Source organism: Arthrobacter oryzae (genome assembly GCF_037911235.1).
Taxonomy (GTDB): Bacteria; Actinomycetota; Actinomycetes; order Actinomycetales; family Micrococcaceae; genus Arthrobacter; species Arthrobacter oryzae_E.
In genome coordinates, this window is sequence record NZ_JBBLYW010000063.1 from 14578 (window position 1) to 34887 (window position 20310).

The window sequence follows — 20310 nt, forward strand, 5'->3', positions numbered from 1 at the left end:
TGGGCCTTTGGGCCCGTTATCTGGACAAAAACTCCAGGGCTAAGGCCGGGCTGGATCCGAATTGTTCGGGTCAAGCCCGGCTTCTTTGTAGTACCCCTCGATATGGGCTGCCACGAGCTCGGCCGCCCTGCCGCCGTCGTGCTTGTTGATGGCCGCGAGGATGTCGCGGTGTTCGGCGCGGAGCCGGGCGGCGGTGGCAGCCCAGTCCGGAAGGTTCGCCGTGAGCTTGCCGGCGTAGCTTTGGATCGCTTCGCGCAGGGAGCCCATCATGGCGCTGACCACTGCGTTTCCGGCGGCTTCGGCGAGGGCCAGATGGAAGCGGACGTCGAGTGCCAGGAATTCATCGGCATCCGGGCACGCCTCCATCTTTTCCAAAAGCGCGGCCGCCTCGGCCAGGGCAGGTGAGCCGGTGCGGGCACGGGCCACCGCCCACGATTCCAGCAGGACGCGGGTCTGCACGATGTCAGCGACGGGCAGGTGCGAGGTGGCCACATGGAGCCTCAGCGCGGAGCCGAGCGCCGCCGTCGGGTCCGCGATAACCACGGTGCCTGCCTCGGGACCGGAACCCACCCCCGCACGGACAACGCCCATGGCCTCCAGGACCCGGATCGCTTCACGGACCGAGGTGCGGGAGACCTGCAACTGTTCGGCCAGCGTCCGCTCCGCCGGCAGCCGGCCGCCTAGGGCCAGCTCGCCGCTGGAGAGCTGGTCCTCGATCCACCGCAGGACCAATTGATGGGTACGCATGGGCCAATGGTACTTGATGTGGTCGGACCACATCCTCTAGAGTGTGGTTAGACCACACCCCGGGGCAGTCAGCCAGACTGTCCGGAGCCACTCCAGACCTACGCCGCGGAGGCCGCAATGACGCACACCATCCAGCCAAGCAACCCCGAGGCCACCCCGGCCCCCGGAACAACGGACGTCCCGGCGACTGCCGGCAACACTGCCGGCACTTCTTTGACCGGCGCCGTGAACCGTGCCGCATCCGCGGTCCCGGCCGCACTCAAGCGCCGTGTGCCGAAATACTCGGACCTCGCTCCGCTGATGCAGTTCAAGAAGCCGGAGTTCAGCCGCGCCGCGAAGCTGCAGCGCGCCAGCACTATCTGGGAACTGCGGGACATGGCCAAGCGGCGCACCCCGCAGGCGCCGTTCGACTACACCGACGGAGCCGCCGAAGCCGAAATCACCCTGCGCCGGGCCCGCGAGGCCTTCCTCGACATCGAATTCCGGCCGGGCATCCTCCGCAACGTCTCCAGCATCGACCTGAGCACCGACATCCTGGGCAAGCCGTCCCGCCTGCCCGTCGGCATCGCACCCACCGGCTTCACCCGGATGATGCAGTCCGAAGGCGAGTACGCCGGGTCCCAGGCCGCCGAGGCCGCCGGCATTCCCTACACGCTCTCCACCATGGGCACCGCGTCCATCGAGGACGTTGCCGAGGCCGCACCCAACGGCCGGAACTGGTTCCAGCTGTACCTGTGGACGGACCGCGACCGCTCCCTGGAACTCATCGAGCGCGCCGCCAAGGCAGGAAACGACACCCTGATGGTCACGGTGGACACCGCCGTCGCCGGCGCCCGCCTCCGCGACGTCCGCAACGGCATGACCATCCCGCCGGCACTCACGCTGAAGACGGTGCTGGACGCGTCCTACCGCCCGGCCTGGTGGTTCAACTTCCTCACCCACGAGCCGCTGACGTTCGCGTCGCTCTCGCGCTACACCGGAACCGTGGCGGACCTGATCAACTCCATGTTCGACCCCACGCTGACCTTTGAGGACCTGGACTGGCTGCGCGAAACCTGGAAGGGCAAGCTGGTGGTCAAGGGAATCCAGACCGTCGACGACGCCCGCAAGGTGGTAGACCACGGCGCCGACGGCGTGGTGCTCTCCAACCACGGCGGACGCCAGCTGGACCGTGCCCCCATCCCGTTCCACCTGCTGCCCGGCGTCAAGGAAGCCTTCACCAAGGACAACTCCGACGCGGCCATCATGCTGGACACCGGCATCATGAGCGGCGCGGACATCATTGCCGCGCTGGCACTGGGCGCCGACTTCACCTTGATCGGCCGCGCGTACCTGTACGGCCTTATGGCCGGCGGCCGCGCCGGGGTGGACCGTGCCATCCAGATCCTGGAAAAGGACATGACCCGCACCATGGCGCTGCTGGGCGTCAGCAAGCTCTCCGAGCTGGCCCCTGACCACGTGCGGATCCTCGGCAAGTAGGGCAGGTCCGGCTGAGGAACGCCCGCCCAACTGACTCGCAGTTAACGCTCCCAAAACGGGTTTTGACGACGTTACCTGCCAGTCAGTTGGGTGCGGGGGCTACTTCTTGCGGCCGAACTTCGGCAGGTTCGCGATGAGGTCGGCGGCTTTCGTGGCGGCGCGGCCAACTGTGCGGCCGATCTGCTGCGGGACGGAGTCATCCCCGGCCGTGGCCACTGGAATCGCAACGGCGGGGCTCAGCTGGCCGCCCTCGGACAGCCCCGGCACCCCGGCGGCAGCCGGACGGGACGTGCCCGCAGCGGCGGGCACCGGCGACGGTGCGGTGCCCGCGGCTTCCGCGGCCGGCTCGGTTTTTTCCTCCAGGATCTGGGCGGAAGGTGAGCTGACGACGGCGGCCCGCGGCCCCACGTCGAACGTCTCCAGCCAGCTGGCGACGCCGGCAAGCGGTTTGGGGTTCAGCGCGTAATAGCGTTTCTGGCCCTGGGCGCGCATGCTGACGAGGTCGGCCTCGCGCAGCACCTTCAAATGTTTGGAAATGGTGGGCTGGCTGGCGTCCAGTTCCTCAACCAGCTCCCCCACTGCTTTGTCCCCCGAGCGGAGGGATACCAGAATGTCACGCCGGGTTGCCTCAGCAATGACGGCAAATACGTCGTCTGTCACCATGTGATCCACCCTAGCGACATATACGCCGGATGGCATCCACTATTTCGCCCCGCTCCCGCAGGCCATTGCTCCGTGAAGGCCCCGGTGCTACAACGGACTCACGGTTGCCCCGGGATGTCCGGCTGCGGCCGCTCAGACATGAGGGGTGGGTGGCCATGGATTTCCTGCGCCAGCAGCTGTTCAACATCATCGCTTTTGTGTTTTTAGGCTTGTTCGTTGCGGTCTGGGGCTCCGTGCTGCTGCGCGTCGGGTTCTGGGTGCCGGACGGCCGGACGGTCGCACCTCCGCTGAACGGAGCGCTGGTCACCGCGGCAGGAGTGCTGGCCACGTCATTGAGCTCGCTGACGGCATCGGCCCTCGGATTCACCATTGCCGAGGTCCGCCGCGACGAGGAAGCCCGCCGCGACCTCGCTCCCGGCGACGCCACCGCCGGCTTCAACCCGGCCGAGGTCACTGCCCGCCTGTCCGGCCGGATCGTGGCCGCAGTAGTGGTGTACCTGGCGGTGGGGCTGCTGGTCCTGCTGCTCTGGCTGGTGAAAGGAACAGCGTCCACGGACCTGATCGGCGCTTTCGCGCTGTCCCTGCTGGGCTGGCTGATCGGCGCCGCCGGGGTGGTGTTCCAGACGGAAAAGCCGCTCACCTAGCAGAACCCGGCGCCGGTCGAACCAGCCGCTAGTCGAACCAGGGATCCAGGCCGTACAGCGGAAAGACTTCCTTGCGCGTGGCCATGACGGTGCGGTCCACCTCGTCGTTGGGGTCGAAGCCGACCTCCCACGAGCGCCACCAGAGATCCACGTCGTCGCCCATGAGTTCGGGTGCGGACACACCGTACTTGGCACCGTATTTCTCCTCGACGTACTGCCGCCAGTCCGCCGGGACAGGGGTGCGGAGCGGCACGGGCCGGCCGGCGGCGACGGCAATCAGGTGGCTCCAGGACCGCGGCACCACGGTGATCACGTTGTACCCCCCGCCGCCGGTGGAAATCCACCGGTTGCCGCAGTAGCGCGCGGCAAGATTTCCGACGGCGGTGGCCGCTTCGCGCTGGCCGTCCACGCTGATGTTGAGGTGCGTCAGGGGATCCAGGCGGTGGGAGTCGCAGCCGTGCTGGCTCACAATCACCTCGGGCTCGAAGGCACCGATCAGTTGCGGCACCACGGCGTGGAATGCCCGGAGCCAGCCGGCGTCGCCCGTCCCGGCCGGAAGGGCTACATTGACGGCGCTGCCTTGGGCGTTGGGACCGCCGATCTCGTTGGCGAAGCCGGTCCCGGGGAACAGTGTCAGCCCGGTCTCGTGCAGGGAAATGGTGAGGACCCGGGGATCGTCCCAGAAAATACTTTGCGTCCCGTCGCCATGGTGGGCGTCAACGTCGATATATGCCACCCGCTGCACGCCGCCGTCGAGCAGTTTCTGGATGGCCAGGGCGGCATCGTTGTAGATGCAAAAGCCGCTGGCGCGCTCCTTGGCAGCGTGGTGCATGCCGCCCCCGAAATTGACGGCCCGGACGGCGCTGCCGTCCAGGATCGCGCTGGCTGCCATGAGTGAACCTCCGGCAAGCCGCGCGCTGGCCTCATGCATGCCGGCGAAAGCGGGGTCGTCCTCCGTGCCCAGGCCGCGCTCAAGGTCGGGGACGTCCGGGTTTAGGCTGACGCGCCGGACCGCCGCAACGAATTCGGGGCTGTGGACAGTGGACAGTTCCTTATCGCTGGCCACATCCGGGGCGACCACAGTGACGTGCCCCAGGTCCAGCAGGCCAAGGCTGCGGGCCAGGCGGGCGGTGAGCTCCATGCGTTCCGGTGCCATCGGATGCCCGTGGCCGAAGTTGTATGCGGTCATGGCCATGTCCCACACCACCATCGTTGGCAGTGCGGGCTGAGCGAGTCCGGGCAGGAATGTCATCAAGGACAGGCTACCTGAGCCGGGCAGCCCCATTTCCACGTCACCGCGCGGAATATAGTGGTTTACTACTGAAGGAAGCAGTTTCAACCGAGGATAAGCCGCACATGACGCAAAGCCAGCCGAGGTCCAAGAGCCCGGCTAACTGGCACCCCGGCATGCCGGAGCGTGAGGGCCTGTGGATTTTCACGGGCATCCGCGACTTCATCGACAACATTGCCAACACGTCGCCGGCCCGGCTGGCACTGACCGCGTTCGGCGTCGTCATCATTGTGTTCACGCTGCTCCTTTCCCTGCCGGCCTCCTCTGCCACCGGCGATTTCACGCCCCTGCACCAGGCCCTGTTCACTGCGGTGTCCGCCGTCTGCGTGACCGGACTGACCGTGGTGTCCACCGCCGTGCATTGGTCCTTCTTTGGCCAGCTGGTCATCCTGGTCGGCATTTTCGTCGGCGGCCTGGGCACGCTGACCCTCGCCTCGCTGCTGGCGCTGATGGTCAGCAAGAAGCTCGGCGTGCGCGGCAAGCTCATTGCCCAGGAAGCCATGAACAACGCCGGTCGCCTCGGCGAAGTGGGCACCCTGCTGCGGATCGTCATCACCACCTCCGTGGTCATCGAAGGCATCCTGGCACTGGCCCTCATCCCCCGCTTCCTGACGCTGGGCGAGAGCTTCGGCCAGTCGGTGTGGCACGGCGTCTTCTATTCAATCTCGTCCTTCAACAACGCCGGTTTCACACCGCACTCGGACGGCATCGTCCCCTACGAGACGGATCTGTGGATCCTGGTCCCGCTGATGCTCGGCGTCTTCCTGGGCAGCCTGGGGTTTCCCGTAGTGATGGTGCTGCAGCAGAACGGGCTGAACTGGAAGAAGTGGAACCTGCACACCAAGCTGACCATCCAGGTGTCCTTCATCCTCCTGGCGGCCGGAACCGTGCTGTGGGGCCTGATGGAGTGGGAAAACATGCGGACCATCGGTTCCATGGACATCGGCGACAAAATCACGCACTCCCTCTTCGCCTCCGTGATGACCCGGTCCGGCGGCTTCAACCTCGTGGACCAGAACCACATGGAATCCACCACCATGCTGCTTACTGACGCCCTGATGTTCGCCGGCGGCGGCTCGGCCTCCACGGCCGGCGGCATCAAAGTGACCACCATCGCCGTCATGTTCCTGGCCATCGCGGCGGAGGCCCGCGGCGACGCCGATGTGAAGGTCTACGGACGCACCATTCCGCAGGGAACCATGCGGGTGGCCATCTCGGTGATCGTCGCCGGCGCAACCCTGGTCTCCGTTTCGGCCTTCATGCTCCTGCACATCAGCGGCGCCTCCCTGGACCGTGTGCTGTTCGAGACCATTTCAGCCTTCGCCACCGTGGGCCTCAGCACCAATCTCAGTGCCGAGCTGCCGCCGTCCGGCGTTTATGTCCTGTCCGCGCTCATGTTCGCCGGCCGCGTGGGCACCGTGACCCTCGCCGCTGCGCTGGCGTTGCGCCAGCGGAGCCAGTTGTACCACTACCCGGAAGAGAGGCCCATCATTGGCTGATTCCTCAGGCGCCGTAAATCGCCCCGCCCACAACGCCCCCGTGCTGGTGATCGGGCTGGGCCGCTTTGGCTCATCCACCGCCGAACAGCTGGTCAAGCAGGGGCGCGAGGTTCTGGCGATCGAACGCGACCGCAACCTGGTGCAGAAATGGGCCCCGGTGCTCACGCACGTCGTCGAGGCCGACGCCACGAACATCGACGCCCTGCGGCAGCTCGGCGCGCAGGAGTTCAGCTCCGCCGTGGTGGGGGTGGGCACATCCATCGAGTCCTCTGTGCTGATCACCGTGAACCTTGTGGACCTCGGGATCCAGCACCTCTGGGTCAAGGCGATCACGCCGTCACACGGCAAGATCCTGACCCGGATCGGTGCCAACCACGTGATCTACCCGGAGGCCGACGCGGGTGTCCGTGCCGCGCACTTGGTATCCGGACGGATGCTGGACTTCATCGAGTTCGACGACGACTACGCGATCGTGAAGATGTATCCGCCCCGCGAAACGGTGGGCTTCACCCTGGACGAGTCCAAGGTCCGCTCCAAGTACGGCGTAACCATCGTCGGCGTGAAGTCACCCGGCGAAGACTTCACCTACGCCCGGCCGGAAACCAAGGTGTCCTCCCGGGACATGCTGATCGTGTCCGGCCACGTTGACCTGCTGGAACGGTTCGCTGCCCGGCCGTAGCCCCTGCGGCGTTAAAACTAGGCGAGTTGCTTGGTGATTTCGGCGGCGCGGGCTGCCGCGGCGCGGGCACCCTCGGCAATGATCGCCGGCAGTCCGCGGTCGTCGAACGTGGCAATGGCGCGTTCGGTGGTGCCGTTCGGGCTGGTCACGGCCTTGCGAAGGGCAGCGGGGTCCGCGCCCGGTTCGGTCAGCATCAGGCCGGCTCCGGCCACGGTTTCCCGTGCAAGCAGCAGCGACAAGTCAGGATCCAGGCCGAGCTCGACGCCGGCAGCCGCCATCGCCTCGGCCAGGTAGAACGCGTAGGCCGGACCCGAACCGCTGATGGCGGAGAGCGCATCCACCTGTTCCTCGGGCACCTCCACCACAGTTCCGGCGCCTTTGAGGATGTCTTTGGCCAGCTGCAGCTGTTCTGCCGAGCAGTTCGTTCCCGGGGAGACGGACACGACGCCGCGCCCCAGCTTGGCGGGGGTGTTCGGCATGGAGCGGATCACCGGCTGGCCGGCCGGCAGTGCGGCTTCCAGCTGGGCGATGGACACGGCGGCGGCCACGCTGATCACGATGGTTTCCGGGGAAAGGGAGCCGCTGATCTCCCGTGCGAGGTCGGCGATGCCTACCGGCTTGACGCCGAGAATCACGACGTCGGAGCCGGTGGCAGCCTGCCTGTTGTTCTCCGGCTCCTCTTCACCGGCGATGGCCGTAATGCCGGGGTGGCGCTGGGCAAGTTCGGCAGCACGCTCCGCGCGCCGGACCGTGGCCACCACGTCCGCCGGGTCCGTTCCGGCCTCCAGCATGCCGGTCATGACTGCCTCGTTCATGGATCCACAGCCAAGGAATGCGATTCGGTTGCTCATTGGTCCATCATTGCAGTTCGGCGCGCGTTGTCGCATCCGGGGGCTGTGGTCCGGAACCGCGGCTGCAGGCGGCGACGGGCGCGGCGGGCTTCATTCACAGCTGGTTCACATGTTCGCCGCAGCTTCTTCACAAAGTGGACCCATAACGTAGTTATTACCTCATTGAGGGTGCGAGTGATGAGGCAAGCATGGGGATGTTTGCCCGGCACCGGTGGTCTGACGCAGGTTTCCCCCATTTTCCTGCCAGGGCCGCCGGTGCTTTCTCATTTGCCGGTGCTTTCTCATTTAAGGTCCCCTGCACCCAGCGAGGGTCCGCCCCGCACCCAACGCCCAGCACCCAAACGCCGATTGCCAGCCAACGCACAGGGAAAACTCGCGGAACACCCAAAGTGCGTCTGTAACTTGGAAAGTGCCTCACAGGTGCGAGTGATGACAGCCGGTTCCTCGGAACCGGCGCGGCGCCGGGCGGCTGCGGAAGGGTTCCCCCAATTCCTTCGGCAGGACCGCCCGGCGCTCTTCTCTGTTAACCGGCGATTTCTTAACCGGCTCTTTCTGCTGAACTGCGGCGCTCTTCGAACGGTTGGCTGCTCAGGCGTCCCTGGCGCCGACCAGCGGACGGCTCAGGTGCTGGCGCGCGAATCCCAGGGTTTCGTTGAGCCACTGTTCGCGCTCCCCCGCAAACCTCGCCCGTCGAGTGGAAATTTCCGCCACCACCACGCCGTCGAATCCGCTGCCTGCCAGGTGCTGCAGCGCTTCCGCGCAGCCTTGGTTGCCGCGGCCTGGAATCAGGTGCTCGTCCCTGCCGGAGCCCGACCCGTCCGTAAGGTGGATGTGCCTGAGTTTGCTGCCGAGGGCCTTGATCGCCTCAACGCTGTTGGCCCCCGCAGTGGCGGCGTGCGAGAAGTCCCACGTGACGTCGTCGTAATCCTGGCCCAAAGGGTCCCAGTGCGGCAGGTAGGCCACAGTCTCCCGGCCCCGCACACGCCACGGATACATGTTTTCGACGGCGATCCGTACCTGGTACATGTCGGCGAGCTGGCGAATGCCGGCGGGGAAATTCTCCGCGTAGTTGTTCTGCCAGCGGAACGGCGGATGGACCACCACGGTGCCGCAGCCCACCTCGCGGGCCATCCGGCAGGACATTTCGATCTTGTTCCAGGCCGATCCCCACACCTTCTGCGTCAGCAGCAGCGTGGGGGCGTGGATGGAGACGATCGGCTGCCGGTAACGGTGGCTGAGCTCAAGGAGGGAGTGCGGGCTCTGGCTGGTGGTGTTGTTGGTGACCATCACCTCCACGCCGTCAAAACCAAGGTCCTGCGCCACGGCGAAAGCATCATGGACGCTCAGCGGGTACACGGACGCACTGGACAGCGCCACCGGGATCACCCGGTTTTCTTCAGGGGAACGTTCGACGTCGGCGCTCATCTCAGTCGGCCCTCCCGCCGGACGCGGTGGCTGAGGCCTCAACCGGCGGCAGCACGACGTGGTGCGCCGGTTCCAGCGGCCCCTCAAAGATCAGCTGGTCCAGCCTGCGGAGGATCAGACCTTCGCGCAGCGCCCAGGGGCAGATCTTGACCTTCTTGAATTCAAAGAGTTCCAGGGCCGCCTCGGCCACGAGCGCTCCGGCGAGGAGCTGGTTCGCTCGGGCCTCGGAGACGCCGGGGAGGTGCAGCCGGTCCTCGGTCTTCATGGCGGATATCCGCTGCGCCCAGATGCCAAGGTCTGTGGCGCCGAGTTCGCGCTTGACGTACGGTCCGGCCCCGCTCGGGGCTGCTCCGGCGATCCGGGCCAGTGAACGGAAGGTCTTGGACGTCCCGGCCACCACGTTTGCCCTGCCCAGCTCGTTGAAGCTTCGGACGGCAGGTTTGAGGGTCGCCCGGATGTAGCGCCGGAGTTCCTTGACGCTCTTGGCCGTGGGCGGGTCCTCATGCAGCCAGTCGCGGGTGAGGCGGCTCGCTCCCAGCGGCACGGACGTGGCCAGCTCGGGCAGCTCGTCCTGGCCCAAAGCCATTTCGAAGGAACCGCCGCCGATGTCGAGATTCAGGATGGGTCCGGCACCCCAGCCATACCAGCGGCGAACGGCAAAGAACGTCATGGACGCTTCTTCGCTGCCGGTGAGTTCCTGGAGGGTCACAGTGGTTTCGTGCTTGACCCGGGCCAGCACTGCAGGGCCGTTGGTGGCTTCCCGGATAGCTGAGGTGCAAAAAGCCAGCAGGTCCTGGGCTTTGTGTTTGGCGGCGAATTCCCAGGCTTCAAGGACAAATTCAATGAGCTCGTGCTGGCCGGCGTCGTTGATGTTTCCCTCGGCGTCGAGGAACTGCACCAGCGAGAGCGGGCGTTTATGCGAGGCAAAAGGCACCGGCCGCGCGCCGGGATGCGCATCAACCAGGAGCAGGTGGACAGTGTTTGAACCGATGTCGAGGACGCCTAGACGCATTCTGCCATTATTCACCGACAGCAAGCCGCCGGCGCAACTGCGTCGGCGGCTTGCCGGTTCGAGTCGGGATCATGCCCGCAATTATGTGGCTTACTCGGCCGAGGCTGCGCCGGAATCTTCCGAGGGCTGGTCCGCGCGCTTGAAGTCACGGCGGATGTTGGCCACGCCTTCGGGATCGATTTCGAAGCCGAAGGCGCTGCCGGGGTTGATCACCATGCCCAGCTCATCACCAAGGTTGCCGATAATCGCGGCCCCCTGGGTGCCCAGGACGTTAGGGGCTGCGTCGAGGAACTGCTGGTCCACGCGGCTCGGGTGCGAGAACACGGCCAGTACCGGCTTGCCTTCGGCGTTGGAGAGCACCAAGGGCTCCACCTGTGCGTCTTCACCCTCAAGCGCATCGGAGCTGATGATGTAGACCTCGTTGTTGAGGAAGGACAGGATGACGTCCACCGGGTTGGCATCCGGCTGGTCACCAGTGGCGAGCTTCTCTTCGAGGTCGTTCAGGGGCTCTATTTCCGCGGGTGCAGGCTGTTCAGTCATGTATCTACTCGATCACGTTGCCGGGCGGGGCGCAAACCCCGTTGCCAGGCTTCGACTTCGTGGGTTCGGCCGGGGCGGGCGTGACGCCACGACGTTGCCGGGCCAAAGCCGCGATTTGGAGCCACCCCCGGCGGCTGGAAGCCGAAGTATTTCTGCCTGCCATCCGTGCCGCGGCCGCCCCGCGGCTCCGGTGCAGCGGGCCCTACTTCTTGGCGACGGCCTTCTTCTTCGCGGGGGCCTTGCGCGCTGCGGGACGCTTGGCCGGTCCCTTGGCACGCTTTTCCGCCAGGAGTTCCACGGCCTGTTCCCTGGTCAGTTCCTCCAGCGAGGTGGAGCGCGGAACAGTGATGTTGGTGATGCCGTCGGTGATGTACGGACCGAACCGGCCTTCCTTCACCACGATGTTCTTCTCCGACACCGGGTCCGGGCCGAACTCGGCGAGCGGCGGGACGGCGGCGCGGGCACCGCGCTGCTTGGGCTGGGAGTAGATCTCCAGTGCCTGCTCCAGCGTGATCGTGAAGATTTCCTCTTCGGAGCCGATGGAGCGCGAGTCCGTGCCCTTCTTCAGGTACGGGCCGAAGCGGCCGTTCTGCACAGTGATGACGTTGCCTTCGGCATCCTCGCCGAGCACGCGCGGCAGGCTCATCAGCTGCATTGCCTCGTCCAGGGTCACCGAATCCACGCTCATCGAGGCGAACAGCGAACCGGTGCGCGGTTTGGCCTTGACGGGCTTCTTCGCCGGCTTCGGCTTGCCGTTCTTGTAGTACTCCACGGGCTGGTTGGCCAGCTGCTCGTCGGTCATCTCCGGAATGATTTCCGTAACGTAAGCGCCGTAGCGGCCGTTCTTGGCCACGACCGTGTGGCCCGTGTGCGGGTCCTCGCCGAGCACGCGTTCCTCGGGCGCAGCCGTTTCCATGAGCTCCATGGCCTTGGCCGGTGTCAGCTCGTCCGGCGCCAAGTCCTCGGGAACGTTGGCCCGGGCCGACTCAACAACTTCACCGGTCTTCGGGTCAACCGTGGGGACCGAGCTCTCCAGGTACGGGCCGAACTTGCCGACCCGCAGGGTGATGCCCTCGGCGATCGGCACGGAGTTGATTTCCTTGGCGTCGATTTCGCCAAGGTTGTTGACGATGCTCAGCAGACCGGGATCGGCGTCTTCGCCGTAATAGAAGTGCTTGAGCCAGGCGGCGCCTACGGCCTGGCCGTTCGCGATCTTGTCTAGGTCGCCTTCCATGTCAGCCGTGAACTCGTAGTCCACGTAGTCATGGAAGTGCTGTTCCAGAAGCCGGATCACCGAGAAGGCGATCCAGCTGGGAACGAGCGCGGAGCCCTGCTTACGCACGTAGCCGCGGTCCTGGATGGTGGAGATGGTGGAGGCATAGGTGGACGGGCGTCCGATGCCCCTCTTTTCCAGCTCGGCCGTCAGCGAGGCTTCGGTGTAGCGCGGCGGCGGGGAGGTCTCGTGGCCGACGGCGACGATGTCCGAGGCAGTGAGGGAATCGTCCTTGGCCACGTTGGGCAGTCGGCGGGCCTCCTCGGAGTCGTCGTCCCCGCGGCTTTCGTCCTTGCCTTCCTCGTAGGCGGCAAGGAAGCCGGGGAAGGTGATGACGGTGCCGGAGGCCGAGAACTCGGCATCCCTGCCGTCTACAGCCAGGGCGCCGAGGCGGATAGTGGCCGTGGAGCCCTTGGCATCCGCCATCTGGGAGGCGACAGTGCGCTTCCAGATGAGCTCGTAGAGCCGGAATTCGTCGCCGGAGAGCTGCTTGGCCACCTGCGCCGGGGTGCGGAATGAGTCACCGGCGGGCCGGATGGCCTCGTGGGCTTCCTGCGCGTTCGCGGCCTTGCCGGTGTAAACGCGGGGCGACTGCGGCACGTACTCCGGGCCGTAAAGTTCGGAGGCCTGGCGCCGGGCAGCCGTGAGGGCCTCGTCACTCAGCGCGGACGAGTCCGTACGCATATAAGTGATGTAGCCGTTTTCGTAGAGGCGCTGGGCCACCTGCATGGTGCTCTTGGACGAGAAGCGCAGCTTGCGGCCGGCTTCCTGCTGCAGCGTCGAAGTAGTGAACGGAGCGGCCGGGCGGCGGGTGTACGGCTTGGTGTCGACGGAGCGGACCCGGAATTCCGCGGTCTGCAGTCCCGCAGCCAGGGACGTGGCGAGTTCCTCGTTCAGGTGCGTGACGTTGCGCGAGGTGAGTTCGCCGTCGTCGTTGAAGTCGCGGCCGCTGGCCACTTTGGCGCCGTCCACGGAGGCTAATTTGGCTTTGAAAGAAGCAGCGCCGGACCCGGCGCCGAACTGGCCGGTGAGGTCCCAGTAGGACGCGGCCTTGAACGCCATGCGTTCCCGTTCACGGTCCACCACCATGCGGGTGACCACTGACTGGACACGCCCGGCGGACAGTCCGCGGGCCACTTTGCGCCACAGGACCGGGGAAATTTCGTAGCCGTACAGGCGGTCCAGTACACGGCGGGTTTCCTGCGCATCGACAAGGTCCTGGTCAACGTCGCGCAGGTTGCCCATGGCGCGCTGGATGGCTTCCTTGGTGATTTCGCCGAAGGTCATCCGGTACACCGGCACCTTGGGCTTGAGCACTTCCAGCAGGTGCCACGCGATGGCCTCGCCTTCGCGGTCCCCATCGGTTGCGAGATAGAGTTCGTCGGCGTCCTTGAGCGCAGCTTTGAGCTCGGTCACCTTCTTCTTCTTGTCCGCGGACACCACGTAGTACGGCTTGAAGTCGTGTTCGATGTCGACGGCGAACTTGCCGATGGAGGTTTTCTTGAGTTCGGCAGGGAGCTCGGACGGCTGCGGCAGATCACGGATGTGACCGATGGAGGCCTCAACGATGAAGCCCTCGCCCAGGTACTTGGCGATGGTCTTGCTCTTGGCCGGAGACTCCACAATCACGAGTTTCTTGCCGGTTTTGGCCTTGCTTGGCACGGTGCTCCTACAGAAAAAGGTTGGCTCGGGCAGATGAGCCCATACTCGCCTAGTTCACCATATTTTGCAGAATGATGCGCATTCATGTGGAAAACGGGTGCGGGGCATCACTTACGATCGTCCGGAATGAGGGACCACATTGTGGCCATGCGCTCGGCGCCCCCGGGGACCTTGTCCGGATCGTCAAGCTCGTATTCCTTGAGCAAGCCCAGCACCTTCGCGGTCAACTCCGAGCGCTGCGCGGGAGTCAGGTACAGCAGGTGGCTGGAGAGCATCACCACACCGGCCGCCTCGGTGGATTCGTCGTTTTGCCGGCGCTCGTCCCGGACCCTGGCGTAGGCATTGACCCGCCGCCGAAAGGCGTCGAGTTCCAGGTCGAGGACTGCGAACTCGGGACTGGCCACTCCCCCGCCTGAATTGATGGTGAACTCTGTTCCGGCGGCCCGCCAGCGGCGTTCCCGCGCATCGCCGGAAGTGGCGGCAGGTTCCACGATGCCCCACTTCTCCAATGCACGCAGGTGGTAGCTCATGGCGCTGGGCGTCAGGCCGGTCTGAGCGGCAAGCTCCGTGGCAGTCCGGCTGACCTGCGTGGAATACAGTTCGGAGATTACTTCGAGGCGTGCCGCATGGGCAAGCGCGCGGATGGCCTTGGGATCGGTGATCTCCACCTTCTTCTCCGGCCGTACCCTGCGTTTGGCGCCCTCTTCCGCGGCCGGCTCAGGCTCCGGCTCCGGAGTTTCTGCATTCACCCCTCTATTCTACCGGCCGTCCGGCAACTCTGAAAGAAACGCTTGACATCCGCGGGCCCCGGGAGTAGTTTCGCGGACATGGGGGACATGGCCGGGCGATCGCCTGCCTTACTACGACGAGATTCAGCCCTCTGGCGAAACCGGGACTTCCTGCTGGCAAGCAGTGCACGCTTTATGGCTGCCGCCGGCATGGGTGCTGTTGCCGTCAGTGTGATGTTGCATCTCCAAGCGGCTACCGAAGCAGGCACGGTTGCCTTGGCGGGCTCCTGGCTGGTGGCCCTCTACTTGCTGTGCTCCGCCCTGCCGCTGGTGGTCCTCGCCCCCTGGGCAGGCAGGCTGGCGGACACCAGGGATTCCCGAACACTCGCGACGACGGCTTCCGCAGGCAGTGCCGCCGCCGTCGCCGGCATGGGTCTGAGCATGCACTACCTGGAGAACTACATCCCCGCGCTCTTCGTGCTGACTCTCGTGCTGAACGCGTTCCAGGCTGTGGCCGGCCCCACCTTTCAGGCGCTGTTACCCCGGATCGTTGGTGAAGAGCGAACACCCCGCGCTGTAGGCACTATGCAGGCGACCATCATGATCGCGGGTATGGCCGGACCGGCTGCGGGTGGGCTGCTGAGTGGCTGGGGCGGCCCGTTATTGGCGTTTTCCGTCGCGAGCGCCTGTTACGTCCTGATGGGAGCCGGCGCCTTCCTGATCCGGACCCGCCGTGGCACTGCCGCCGAACGAGCAGGCCGCGGGCAGCCCGCTCTAATGGACGGGCTTCGGCTTATCAGGCGGGACAGCCTGGTGTGGGCGCTGGTGCTCGGCGCCCTGTTCTTCATTGCCGTGGGGGAAGCCACGAACGTCCTTGAAGTGTTCCTGGTCCGGGGTGAGATGGGCGCCTCCGAAGCGCAGTACGGCCTCCTTATTGCCTCTTTTGCGCTGGGAATGGCCGCCGGGGCCGCCCTCGCCGGGCTGATCAAGACATCCCCGGTCCGGCTCCGCGTCCTGCTGGGGTCCATGGCACTAACGTCCGCGGTGCTCGCATTTATCGGGCTGGTGCCGACCGTGGACATCATGTTCGTCGCCTATACCGGGATGGGAGTCTTCTGCGGTGTCCTCAACGCCTGCTTCGGGGCGATCGTGATCCTCCGGATGCCCGAGGAAGGCCGCGGCCAGGCGATGTCCATGATCGGTGGCCTCACCCGTGCCATCACCATTGCAGCGCTGGCGTTGGGCGGGCTCCTGGGGGCCCTGTTGCCTGTTCGCTCCGCTTTCCTGCTGATCGGCGGGATTGGTGCGGTGGTGTCCCTGGCCATCGCCGTCACCGTGCTGCGGCGCTTCGGTTCAAATGATGTTCCGCCTGCGGTGCCGGGCGGTGCCGGCCCCGCCGCCCCGGCCCATGAAGACACGGACGACGCCGGCCCGGTCAGCACTGTTGGTCCCGCACCCACCGTTCCCGGTTCAGGCGGGCAGGAGGAACCCGTCGCGGACCAGGTTCCCGACTTCGGCGAGGAGCCCGTCCCGGAACGCTTCGCCGTCGAACCCGTCACCCCCGCCCAGCAGCGCTTCAAGGGCACCGATGATCTGCCCGACGGACAGATCGCCGTCGCACGCTGACACGAAACCGGCGAGTTCGGTGCTCAACAGGTTGGTGCGCCGAAGCCCGGCGCCCTGGCGCAACAGGATCACGCCGGGATGCTCCGCGCCCGGGCGCTGGTGCCGCTCCTCCGTGACGTCCTCCGCCACGAGCAAATGGGTGGCGGCAAGGTCGTTGGCCGCCAGCCAGTCTGCCCGCTCCACTGCTGCCCCCAGGTGCGGGCCAACGGGCTGTTCAATGGGATAGGTGATCTCCTCGAAGCGGCTGATGACCGGCCGGGCGCCGGCGGCAGGGCGGCGCAGGAAGATCATGCCGAACCCGATCCCCGCCACGTTTCGTGAGGCGAAGTCGTCCAGGTAGGCGGCGTAGGCGTCCTGGTAGTGCTGGCGGTCGCGCGATTCGGAGGCGTCCTGCAGCCAGGTTTCGGCGTACTGTTCCGGCCCCACCAGCTCCCGCTGGATGAACCAGGCGTCCACGTCCGGTCCGGCCCAGCGTTGCGGCCTTTCCCGCCACTCCGTCCCTGCCACGACTTCCCAGTTGCCCAAGAGCTGGGCTGTTCCGTCCGGGGCAAGAACGGACGGCAGTTCCCTGACCAGTGACGCGACAATGTCGTCGCCGGGCAGGCCGCCGTCCCGGTAGGTGAACTGGTCCCCGGCGGCCTCCCCCGGGCTCCGGGGCGTGATGACGAACGGCGGGTTGGACACCACCAGGTCGAAGGTTTCTCCCGCCACCGGTTCCAGCAGCGAACCCAGCCGCAGGCTCACCCGCTCCTCCGGCCGGGCCGGATCGATGCGGAGGGCTTCGGCGTTGAGCAGCAGGTTGAACCGCGTAAAGGCCAGCGCACGGGCAGAAATGTCGGTGGCTGTCACGTGGTCCGCATGGTTCAACAGGTGGAAGGACTGGATGCCGCAGCCGGTACCCAGGTCCAGGGCCCTCGCCACCTCCCGGCGGATGGTGGTCTGCACCAGGGTGGTGGAGGCCTGCCCGATTCCCAGCACATGGTCGTGGCGGAGGACGCCGGGCTGCTGGTGCGCCGCAAGGTCGCTGGCCACCCAGAGGTCGGCGCTGCCGCTGCCCGTGCCCGTGGCCCTGGCCGCATTGCCGCCCCAGCCGTAGGGCCGCAGGTCTGCCTTCGCCCGGACGATTCCTGCCGCGGGATCTGACTGCGGCGGCTCCGGTTCAACGAGCCCCAGCCTGAGGAGACCCTCCGTGCGGATCCCCGGCAGGGCGGCGTCGAGCACGTCTGTGCGCTGAGGCACCGCCAACAGCCACAGGCGTACGACGGCGGCAAGCGCCGCCGCGTCCGGGTCCCCATCCGCGGCGGCTTCGGTGGCGATCAACGCCGGGATGAGCTGATCTCGGCTGAGGGCGGCGTAGGCGGACTCCCCGAGCAGCCCAGCCACTCCGTCCACGGTGTATCCGATGCCGCGCAGGTCCGTGGCGAGCGCGGAGAGAAGCTCCGGGAGGTCGCTGCGGGGGGCGTCGGAAGTGTTGCCGGCAGTGAAGTGCATCGCTGTTTCAGTCACTGTGCAAGTCTATGGTTCGGGCTGCGCCGGCCAGGCTGCGATCAACGGGCTCGCCCCGCGTACGGCGGGATTGTCAGCAGCACCACCTATGCTTCAGAGCATGAGCCGCAAAAGTGTGATCTTCGTTGACGCAGGTTTCCTCCTGGCCACTGGCGGGCTGCGGGTCACCGGAAATTCGCTGCGTTCTGCGTTTTCCGTCCAGTACAAGAGCCTGGCGGACGGCATCCAGGCCTTTGTCAGCGAGCGCGACAGCCGGGATCTGCTGAGGATGTACTGGTATGACGCCGCCAAGGATGGCGTGTTCAGCGACGAACACAAGCGGATCGGCCTGCTGCCAGGCGTCAAGGTGCGGCTGGGGCGGATGTCCTACAACGGCGAGCAGAAGGGTGTGGACCTCAAGCTCGGCCTGGACCTCGTGGGGGTCGCGCGGAACCGTTCGGCCGACGTCGCCTACCTTCTGTCCGGCGACGACGACCTCGCCGAGGCGGTGGAGGCCGCCCAGGACCTCGGCATGAAGGTGGTGCTGCTGGGGATAGAAAACCAGGGCCACCGGCTGGGAGTCACCGCGGTGGCGGAGCATCTGGCCCTGCAGGTGGACGATATCGCCACCCTGCCGCAATCGCTCCTGGACCGTTGCTTTGCGAAGTCCGCGCCGGTGGTTGCTGCCTATCCGGCTGCGTCGTCTGAAACCGGGGCTGAGGTCAGCGTGTCCAGCAACGGCTCAGGCCGCGCACCCGGCATGCGGCCTCTCCCCGGGCCGGGCGTTGTTCCCGCCCTGGGTGCTGCCGCGGCGGAAGAGGCAGCGGCAGCGGCCGCGGAGGAAGACGCTGCGGCCGGTGCCGGCACCGAGGCCGCCGGATCCCCCGCGGCCGTAGGGCCCGCCGCTGCTTCCGTTGCCGCCGGGCCCACGGGTCCGTCCGGGAGGCCGGTGCCCACACCGGGCCCCAGGCGCGTGCTGCAGGATGTGCGGCCGGCGCCGGCTGCCGGTGCCGTGCGGCGGGAACCCCTGTATTCCACCGCAACCGGCGCACCTGCTGCTCAAAGCCCCTGGTTCGACCTCGTGGAGAGTGCCGAAGCGGTGGCTGTCAGCCTCGCGGACAACTGGCACGGCAGCGTCAGCCAACGGGAACTCAGCGAGCTCCTCGCCGAACGCCCGCTGCTCCCGCCGACGATTGACCGGGTCCTGATCAAGGACTGTGCCGCGAAGATCGGTGAGGCGAAGACCGATCTCCAGGACATCCGCAAGGCCATCCGTGCGGCATTCTGGCGCCGCCTCGATGAGCTCGTGTAGCGGCGCAATGGCAACGCCCTGCAGCGGTGGGCCGCGCCGCAGCTGGTTGCGGTTCAGGTGCGTTCCGGGGCACGATGGTCCTATGCATCGGCAGCAACGATTTATCAGCCCTCGGCCGCTTCCCGGCCGCACGGGCTTCTTGTTGCGCGCTTAATCGCAGCCGCCGGGGTCCGTCCGGCGCAGCGGCTGAGGGTGATTCCTCCCTTCCCAAAGCTGCCCTAAGGATCCCCCATGAAGAACTATCTTTCCCTGACAGAACTCAATTCCGCACTCGCCCTGCGCGACCTGACGGACCCCGCCGCAGGAGCCCACGCCATGCAGCGGCTGCTGGCGGACGTCGTCGCCGCGCTGGAACGGCGCTGGGACATCCGGTCAGAAACCCACCGGCTCAACCCGCTGGTGGCCACCGCGGACAATTACGACCGGCTGGGCTACTCGCCAGGGGATGTCACCCGGGACTCGCGGTATTCGCGCCATATCAGTCCCACGGTGATGTTGCGGAGCCACACCTCCGCAGGCATCCCCGCACTCCTCGACTCCCTCCGCAGCGAGCAGGGCCGCTACGACAGGCTGCATGTCCTGCCCGGGCTGGTCTACCGCAGGGACGCCGTTGACCGCACGCATGTGGGGGCGCCCCACCAGGTGGATTTGTGGCGCATCAAGGCGCGCGGCCTGCTGGGGCCCGCGGACCTGGAGTCCATGATGGCGGCGGTAGTGGAAGCCGTGCTGCCGGCCGCGGACCATCCCGGTGTGCAGTGGCGGGCCACACCGTCCGCCCACAGCTACACCGCCGCGGGCCGGCAACTGGACGTGCTTGTCACCCTGCCGGACGGCCGGACAGAATGGCTGGAACTTGCCGAGTGCGGCCTGGTGGCCGCGCCGGTCCTGCGCAGCTCCGGGCTGGATCCGCGGAGGTGGGCCGGCCTGGCCCTCGGCATGGGGCTGGACAGGGCACTCATGCTGCGCAAGGGCATGGACGACATCCGGCTGCTCCGTTCGGAGAACCCGGAGATCCAGGCTCAGTTGCTGGACCTGGCGCCCTACCGGCCGGTTTCACTCATGCCGGCCGTCCGCCGGGATCTCTCGCTGGTGCTCACGGATCCTGCTGAGGCCGACGTCGAACTGCTGGGTGACCTGGCGCGGTCCGCCCTCGGCAGGGAGGCCGATGTCCTGGCGGCGTTGGAGATCAGAGCGGTGACGCCGACGGCGGAGCTGCCGCCTGCCGCCGTCGACCGCCTCCGCATGGCCCCGGGAGACGTCAACGTTCTGCTCCGGCTGGTGCTCCAGCCACTCGACCGGACCTTGACCGATGAGCAGGCGAACCAGCTGCGGGACCGGGTGTACGTTGCGCTCCACAAGGGAAGGGTGCAGGAGCTGATCGCCGGCTAGGCCTT

16 protein-coding genes and 1 pseudogene are annotated in these 20310 nt (G+C 66.6%); 7 read left to right on the forward strand and 10 right to left on the reverse strand.

Annotated elements, in window-relative coordinates; translation table 11 throughout:
- Window positions 1-39 precede the first annotated feature (39 nt).
- Entirely contained in the window at window positions 40-747 is a 708-nt protein-coding gene (locus tag WMN78_RS16475; protein ID WP_340534809.1) for a FadR/GntR family transcriptional regulator, read from the reverse strand.
- Between the two features lie 117 nt (window positions 748-864).
- Between WMN78_RS16475 and WMN78_RS16480 the strand changes: the two genes are divergently transcribed.
- On the forward strand, window positions 865-2226 hold the full coding sequence (locus WMN78_RS16480) for an alpha-hydroxy acid oxidase (RefSeq protein ID WP_340534810.1): 1362 nt from the start codon (window positions 865-867) through the stop codon (window positions 2224-2226).
- A gap of 99 nt (window positions 2227-2325) precedes the next feature.
- Here WMN78_RS16480 and WMN78_RS16485 read toward each other — a convergent pair whose 3' ends face one another.
- Window positions 2326-2889, reverse strand: coding sequence for a metalloregulator ArsR/SmtB family transcription factor (locus WMN78_RS16485; protein ID WP_340534811.1), 564 nt, complete (start codon window positions 2887-2889; stop codon window positions 2326-2328).
- A gap of 29 nt (window positions 2890-2918) precedes the next feature.
- Here WMN78_RS16485 and WMN78_RS16490 point away from each other — a divergent pair, with 29 nt between their 5' ends.
- A complete protein-coding gene (locus WMN78_RS16490) occupies window positions 2919-3533 on the forward strand; it encodes a hypothetical protein (protein ID WP_340534812.1) in 615 nt (204 codons plus the stop codon).
- A gap of 28 nt (window positions 3534-3561) precedes the next feature.
- On the opposite strand, the gene WMN78_RS16495 is transcribed toward WMN78_RS16490, so the two are convergent.
- Entirely contained in the window at window positions 3562-4785 is a 1224-nt protein-coding gene (locus WMN78_RS16495) for an acetoin utilization protein AcuC (RefSeq protein ID WP_340534813.1), read from the reverse strand.
- Between the two features lie 104 nt (window positions 4786-4889).
- Between WMN78_RS16495 and WMN78_RS16500 the strand changes: the two genes are divergently transcribed.
- Both WMN78_RS16500 and WMN78_RS16505 read left to right on the forward strand, forming a co-directional pair.
- Window positions 4890-6323 (forward strand): TrkH family potassium uptake protein, encoded by a 1434-nt coding sequence (locus WMN78_RS16500; protein WP_340534814.1) that lies wholly within the window; start codon window positions 4890-4892, stop codon window positions 6321-6323.
- On the forward strand, window positions 6316-7002 hold the full coding sequence (locus WMN78_RS16505) for a potassium channel family protein (RefSeq protein WP_305942151.1): 687 nt from the start codon (window positions 6316-6318) through the stop codon (window positions 7000-7002). The genes WMN78_RS16500 and WMN78_RS16505 overlap by 8 nt, the downstream gene beginning before the upstream one ends.
- Before the next feature lie 17 nt (window positions 7003-7019).
- Here the strand turns inward: WMN78_RS16505 and proC are convergent, their stop codons facing one another.
- The 6 genes from proC to WMN78_RS16535 all read right to left on the reverse strand — a co-directional run bounded on the left by proC (window position 7020) and on the right by WMN78_RS16535 (window position 14514).
- Window positions 7020-7853 (reverse strand): pyrroline-5-carboxylate reductase, encoded by an 834-nt coding sequence (gene proC, locus WMN78_RS16510; RefSeq protein ID WP_340534815.1) that lies wholly within the window; start codon window positions 7851-7853, stop codon window positions 7020-7022.
- Window positions 7854-8441: 588 nt separating this feature from the next.
- On the reverse strand, window positions 8442-9278 hold the full coding sequence (locus WMN78_RS16515; RefSeq protein ID WP_340534816.1) for a sugar phosphate isomerase/epimerase family protein: 837 nt from the start codon (window positions 9276-9278) through the stop codon (window positions 8442-8444).
- Between the two features lies 1 nt (window position 9279).
- Window positions 9280-10290, reverse strand: coding sequence for a Ppx/GppA phosphatase family protein (locus WMN78_RS16520; protein WP_340534817.1), 1011 nt, complete (start codon window positions 10288-10290; stop codon window positions 9280-9282).
- A gap of 90 nt (window positions 10291-10380) precedes the next feature.
- Window positions 10381-10830, reverse strand: coding sequence for an SseB family protein (locus WMN78_RS16525; protein ID WP_340534818.1), 450 nt, complete (start codon window positions 10828-10830; stop codon window positions 10381-10383).
- A 202-nt stretch (window positions 10831-11032) separates the two neighbouring features.
- Window positions 11033-13765, reverse strand: coding sequence for a type I DNA topoisomerase (gene topA / locus WMN78_RS16530; protein WP_340534819.1), 2733 nt, complete (start codon window positions 13763-13765; stop codon window positions 11033-11035).
- A gap of 107 nt (window positions 13766-13872) precedes the next feature.
- A complete protein-coding gene (locus tag WMN78_RS16535; RefSeq protein ID WP_340534820.1) occupies window positions 13873-14514 on the reverse strand; it encodes a winged helix-turn-helix domain-containing protein in 642 nt (213 codons plus the stop codon).
- Window positions 14515-14703: 189 nt separating this feature from the next.
- On the opposite strand from WMN78_RS16535, the pseudogene WMN78_RS16540 reads away from it, so the two are divergent.
- Window positions 14704-15855: pseudogene (locus WMN78_RS16540) on the forward strand (MFS transporter); the annotation flags it as partial.
- Window positions 15856-15963: 108 nt separating this feature from the next.
- On the opposite strand, the gene WMN78_RS16545 reads toward WMN78_RS16540, so the two are convergent.
- On the reverse strand, window positions 15964-17610 hold the full coding sequence (locus WMN78_RS16545) for a DUF7059 domain-containing protein (protein ID WP_340534885.1): 1647 nt from the start codon (window positions 17608-17610) through the stop codon (window positions 15964-15966).
- 115 nt (window positions 17611-17725) lie between these two features.
- Between WMN78_RS16545 and WMN78_RS16550 the strand changes: the two genes are divergently transcribed.
- Window positions 17726-18916 carry an NYN domain-containing protein gene (locus WMN78_RS16550; protein WP_340534821.1) on the forward strand — a complete coding sequence of 397 codons (1191 nt, stop codon included), beginning with the start codon at window positions 17726-17728 and terminating at the stop codon, window positions 18914-18916.
- A gap of 231 nt (window positions 18917-19147) precedes the next feature.
- The gene (locus tag WMN78_RS16555) at window positions 19148-20305 is read left to right on the forward strand and encodes a hypothetical protein (protein ID WP_340534822.1); all 1158 of its coding nucleotides are present in this window, start codon (window positions 19148-19150) and stop codon (window positions 20303-20305) included.
- The last annotated feature ends 5 nt before the right edge of the window (window positions 20306-20310 follow it).

Bases quoted from the DNA above. Each gene is read 5' to 3' on its own strand.
- WMN78_RS16475 (WP_340534809.1), bottom strand. From the start codon at position 747: ATGCGTACCCATCAATTGGTCCTGCGGTGGATCGAGGACCAGCTCTCC.
- WMN78_RS16480 (WP_340534810.1), top strand. From the start codon at position 865: ATGACGCACACCATCCAGCCAAGCAACCCCGAGGCCACCCCGGCCCCC.
- WMN78_RS16485 (WP_340534811.1), bottom strand. From the start codon at position 2,889: ATGGTGACAGACGACGTATTTGCCGTCATTGCTGAGGCAACCCGGCGT.
- WMN78_RS16490 (WP_340534812.1), top strand. From the start codon at position 2,919: ATGGCATCCACTATTTCGCCCCGCTCCCGCAGGCCATTGCTCCGTGAA.
- WMN78_RS16495 (WP_340534813.1), bottom strand. From the start codon at position 4,785: ATGACATTCCTGCCCGGACTCGCTCAGCCCGCACTGCCAACGATGGTG.
- WMN78_RS16500 (WP_340534814.1), top strand. From the start codon at position 4,890: ATGACGCAAAGCCAGCCGAGGTCCAAGAGCCCGGCTAACTGGCACCCC.
- proC (WP_340534815.1), bottom strand. From the start codon at position 7,853: ATGAGCAACCGAATCGCATTCCTTGGCTGTGGATCCATGAACGAGGCA.
- WMN78_RS16515 (WP_340534816.1), bottom strand. From the start codon at position 9,278: ATGAGCGCCGACGTCGAACGTTCCCCTGAAGAAAACCGGGTGATCCCG.
- WMN78_RS16520 (WP_340534817.1), bottom strand. From the start codon at position 10,290: ATGCGTCTAGGCGTCCTCGACATCGGTTCAAACACTGTCCACCTGCTC.
- WMN78_RS16525 (WP_340534818.1), bottom strand. From the start codon at position 10,830: ATGACTGAACAGCCTGCACCCGCGGAAATAGAGCCCCTGAACGACCTC.
- WMN78_RS16545 (WP_340534885.1), bottom strand. From the start codon at position 17,610: ATGCACTTCACTGCCGGCAACACTTCCGACGCCCCCCGCAGCGACCTC.
- WMN78_RS16550 (WP_340534821.1), top strand. From the start codon at position 17,726: ATGAGCCGCAAAAGTGTGATCTTCGTTGACGCAGGTTTCCTCCTGGCC.
- WMN78_RS16555 (WP_340534822.1), top strand. From the start codon at position 19,148: ATGAAGAACTATCTTTCCCTGACAGAACTCAATTCCGCACTCGCCCTG.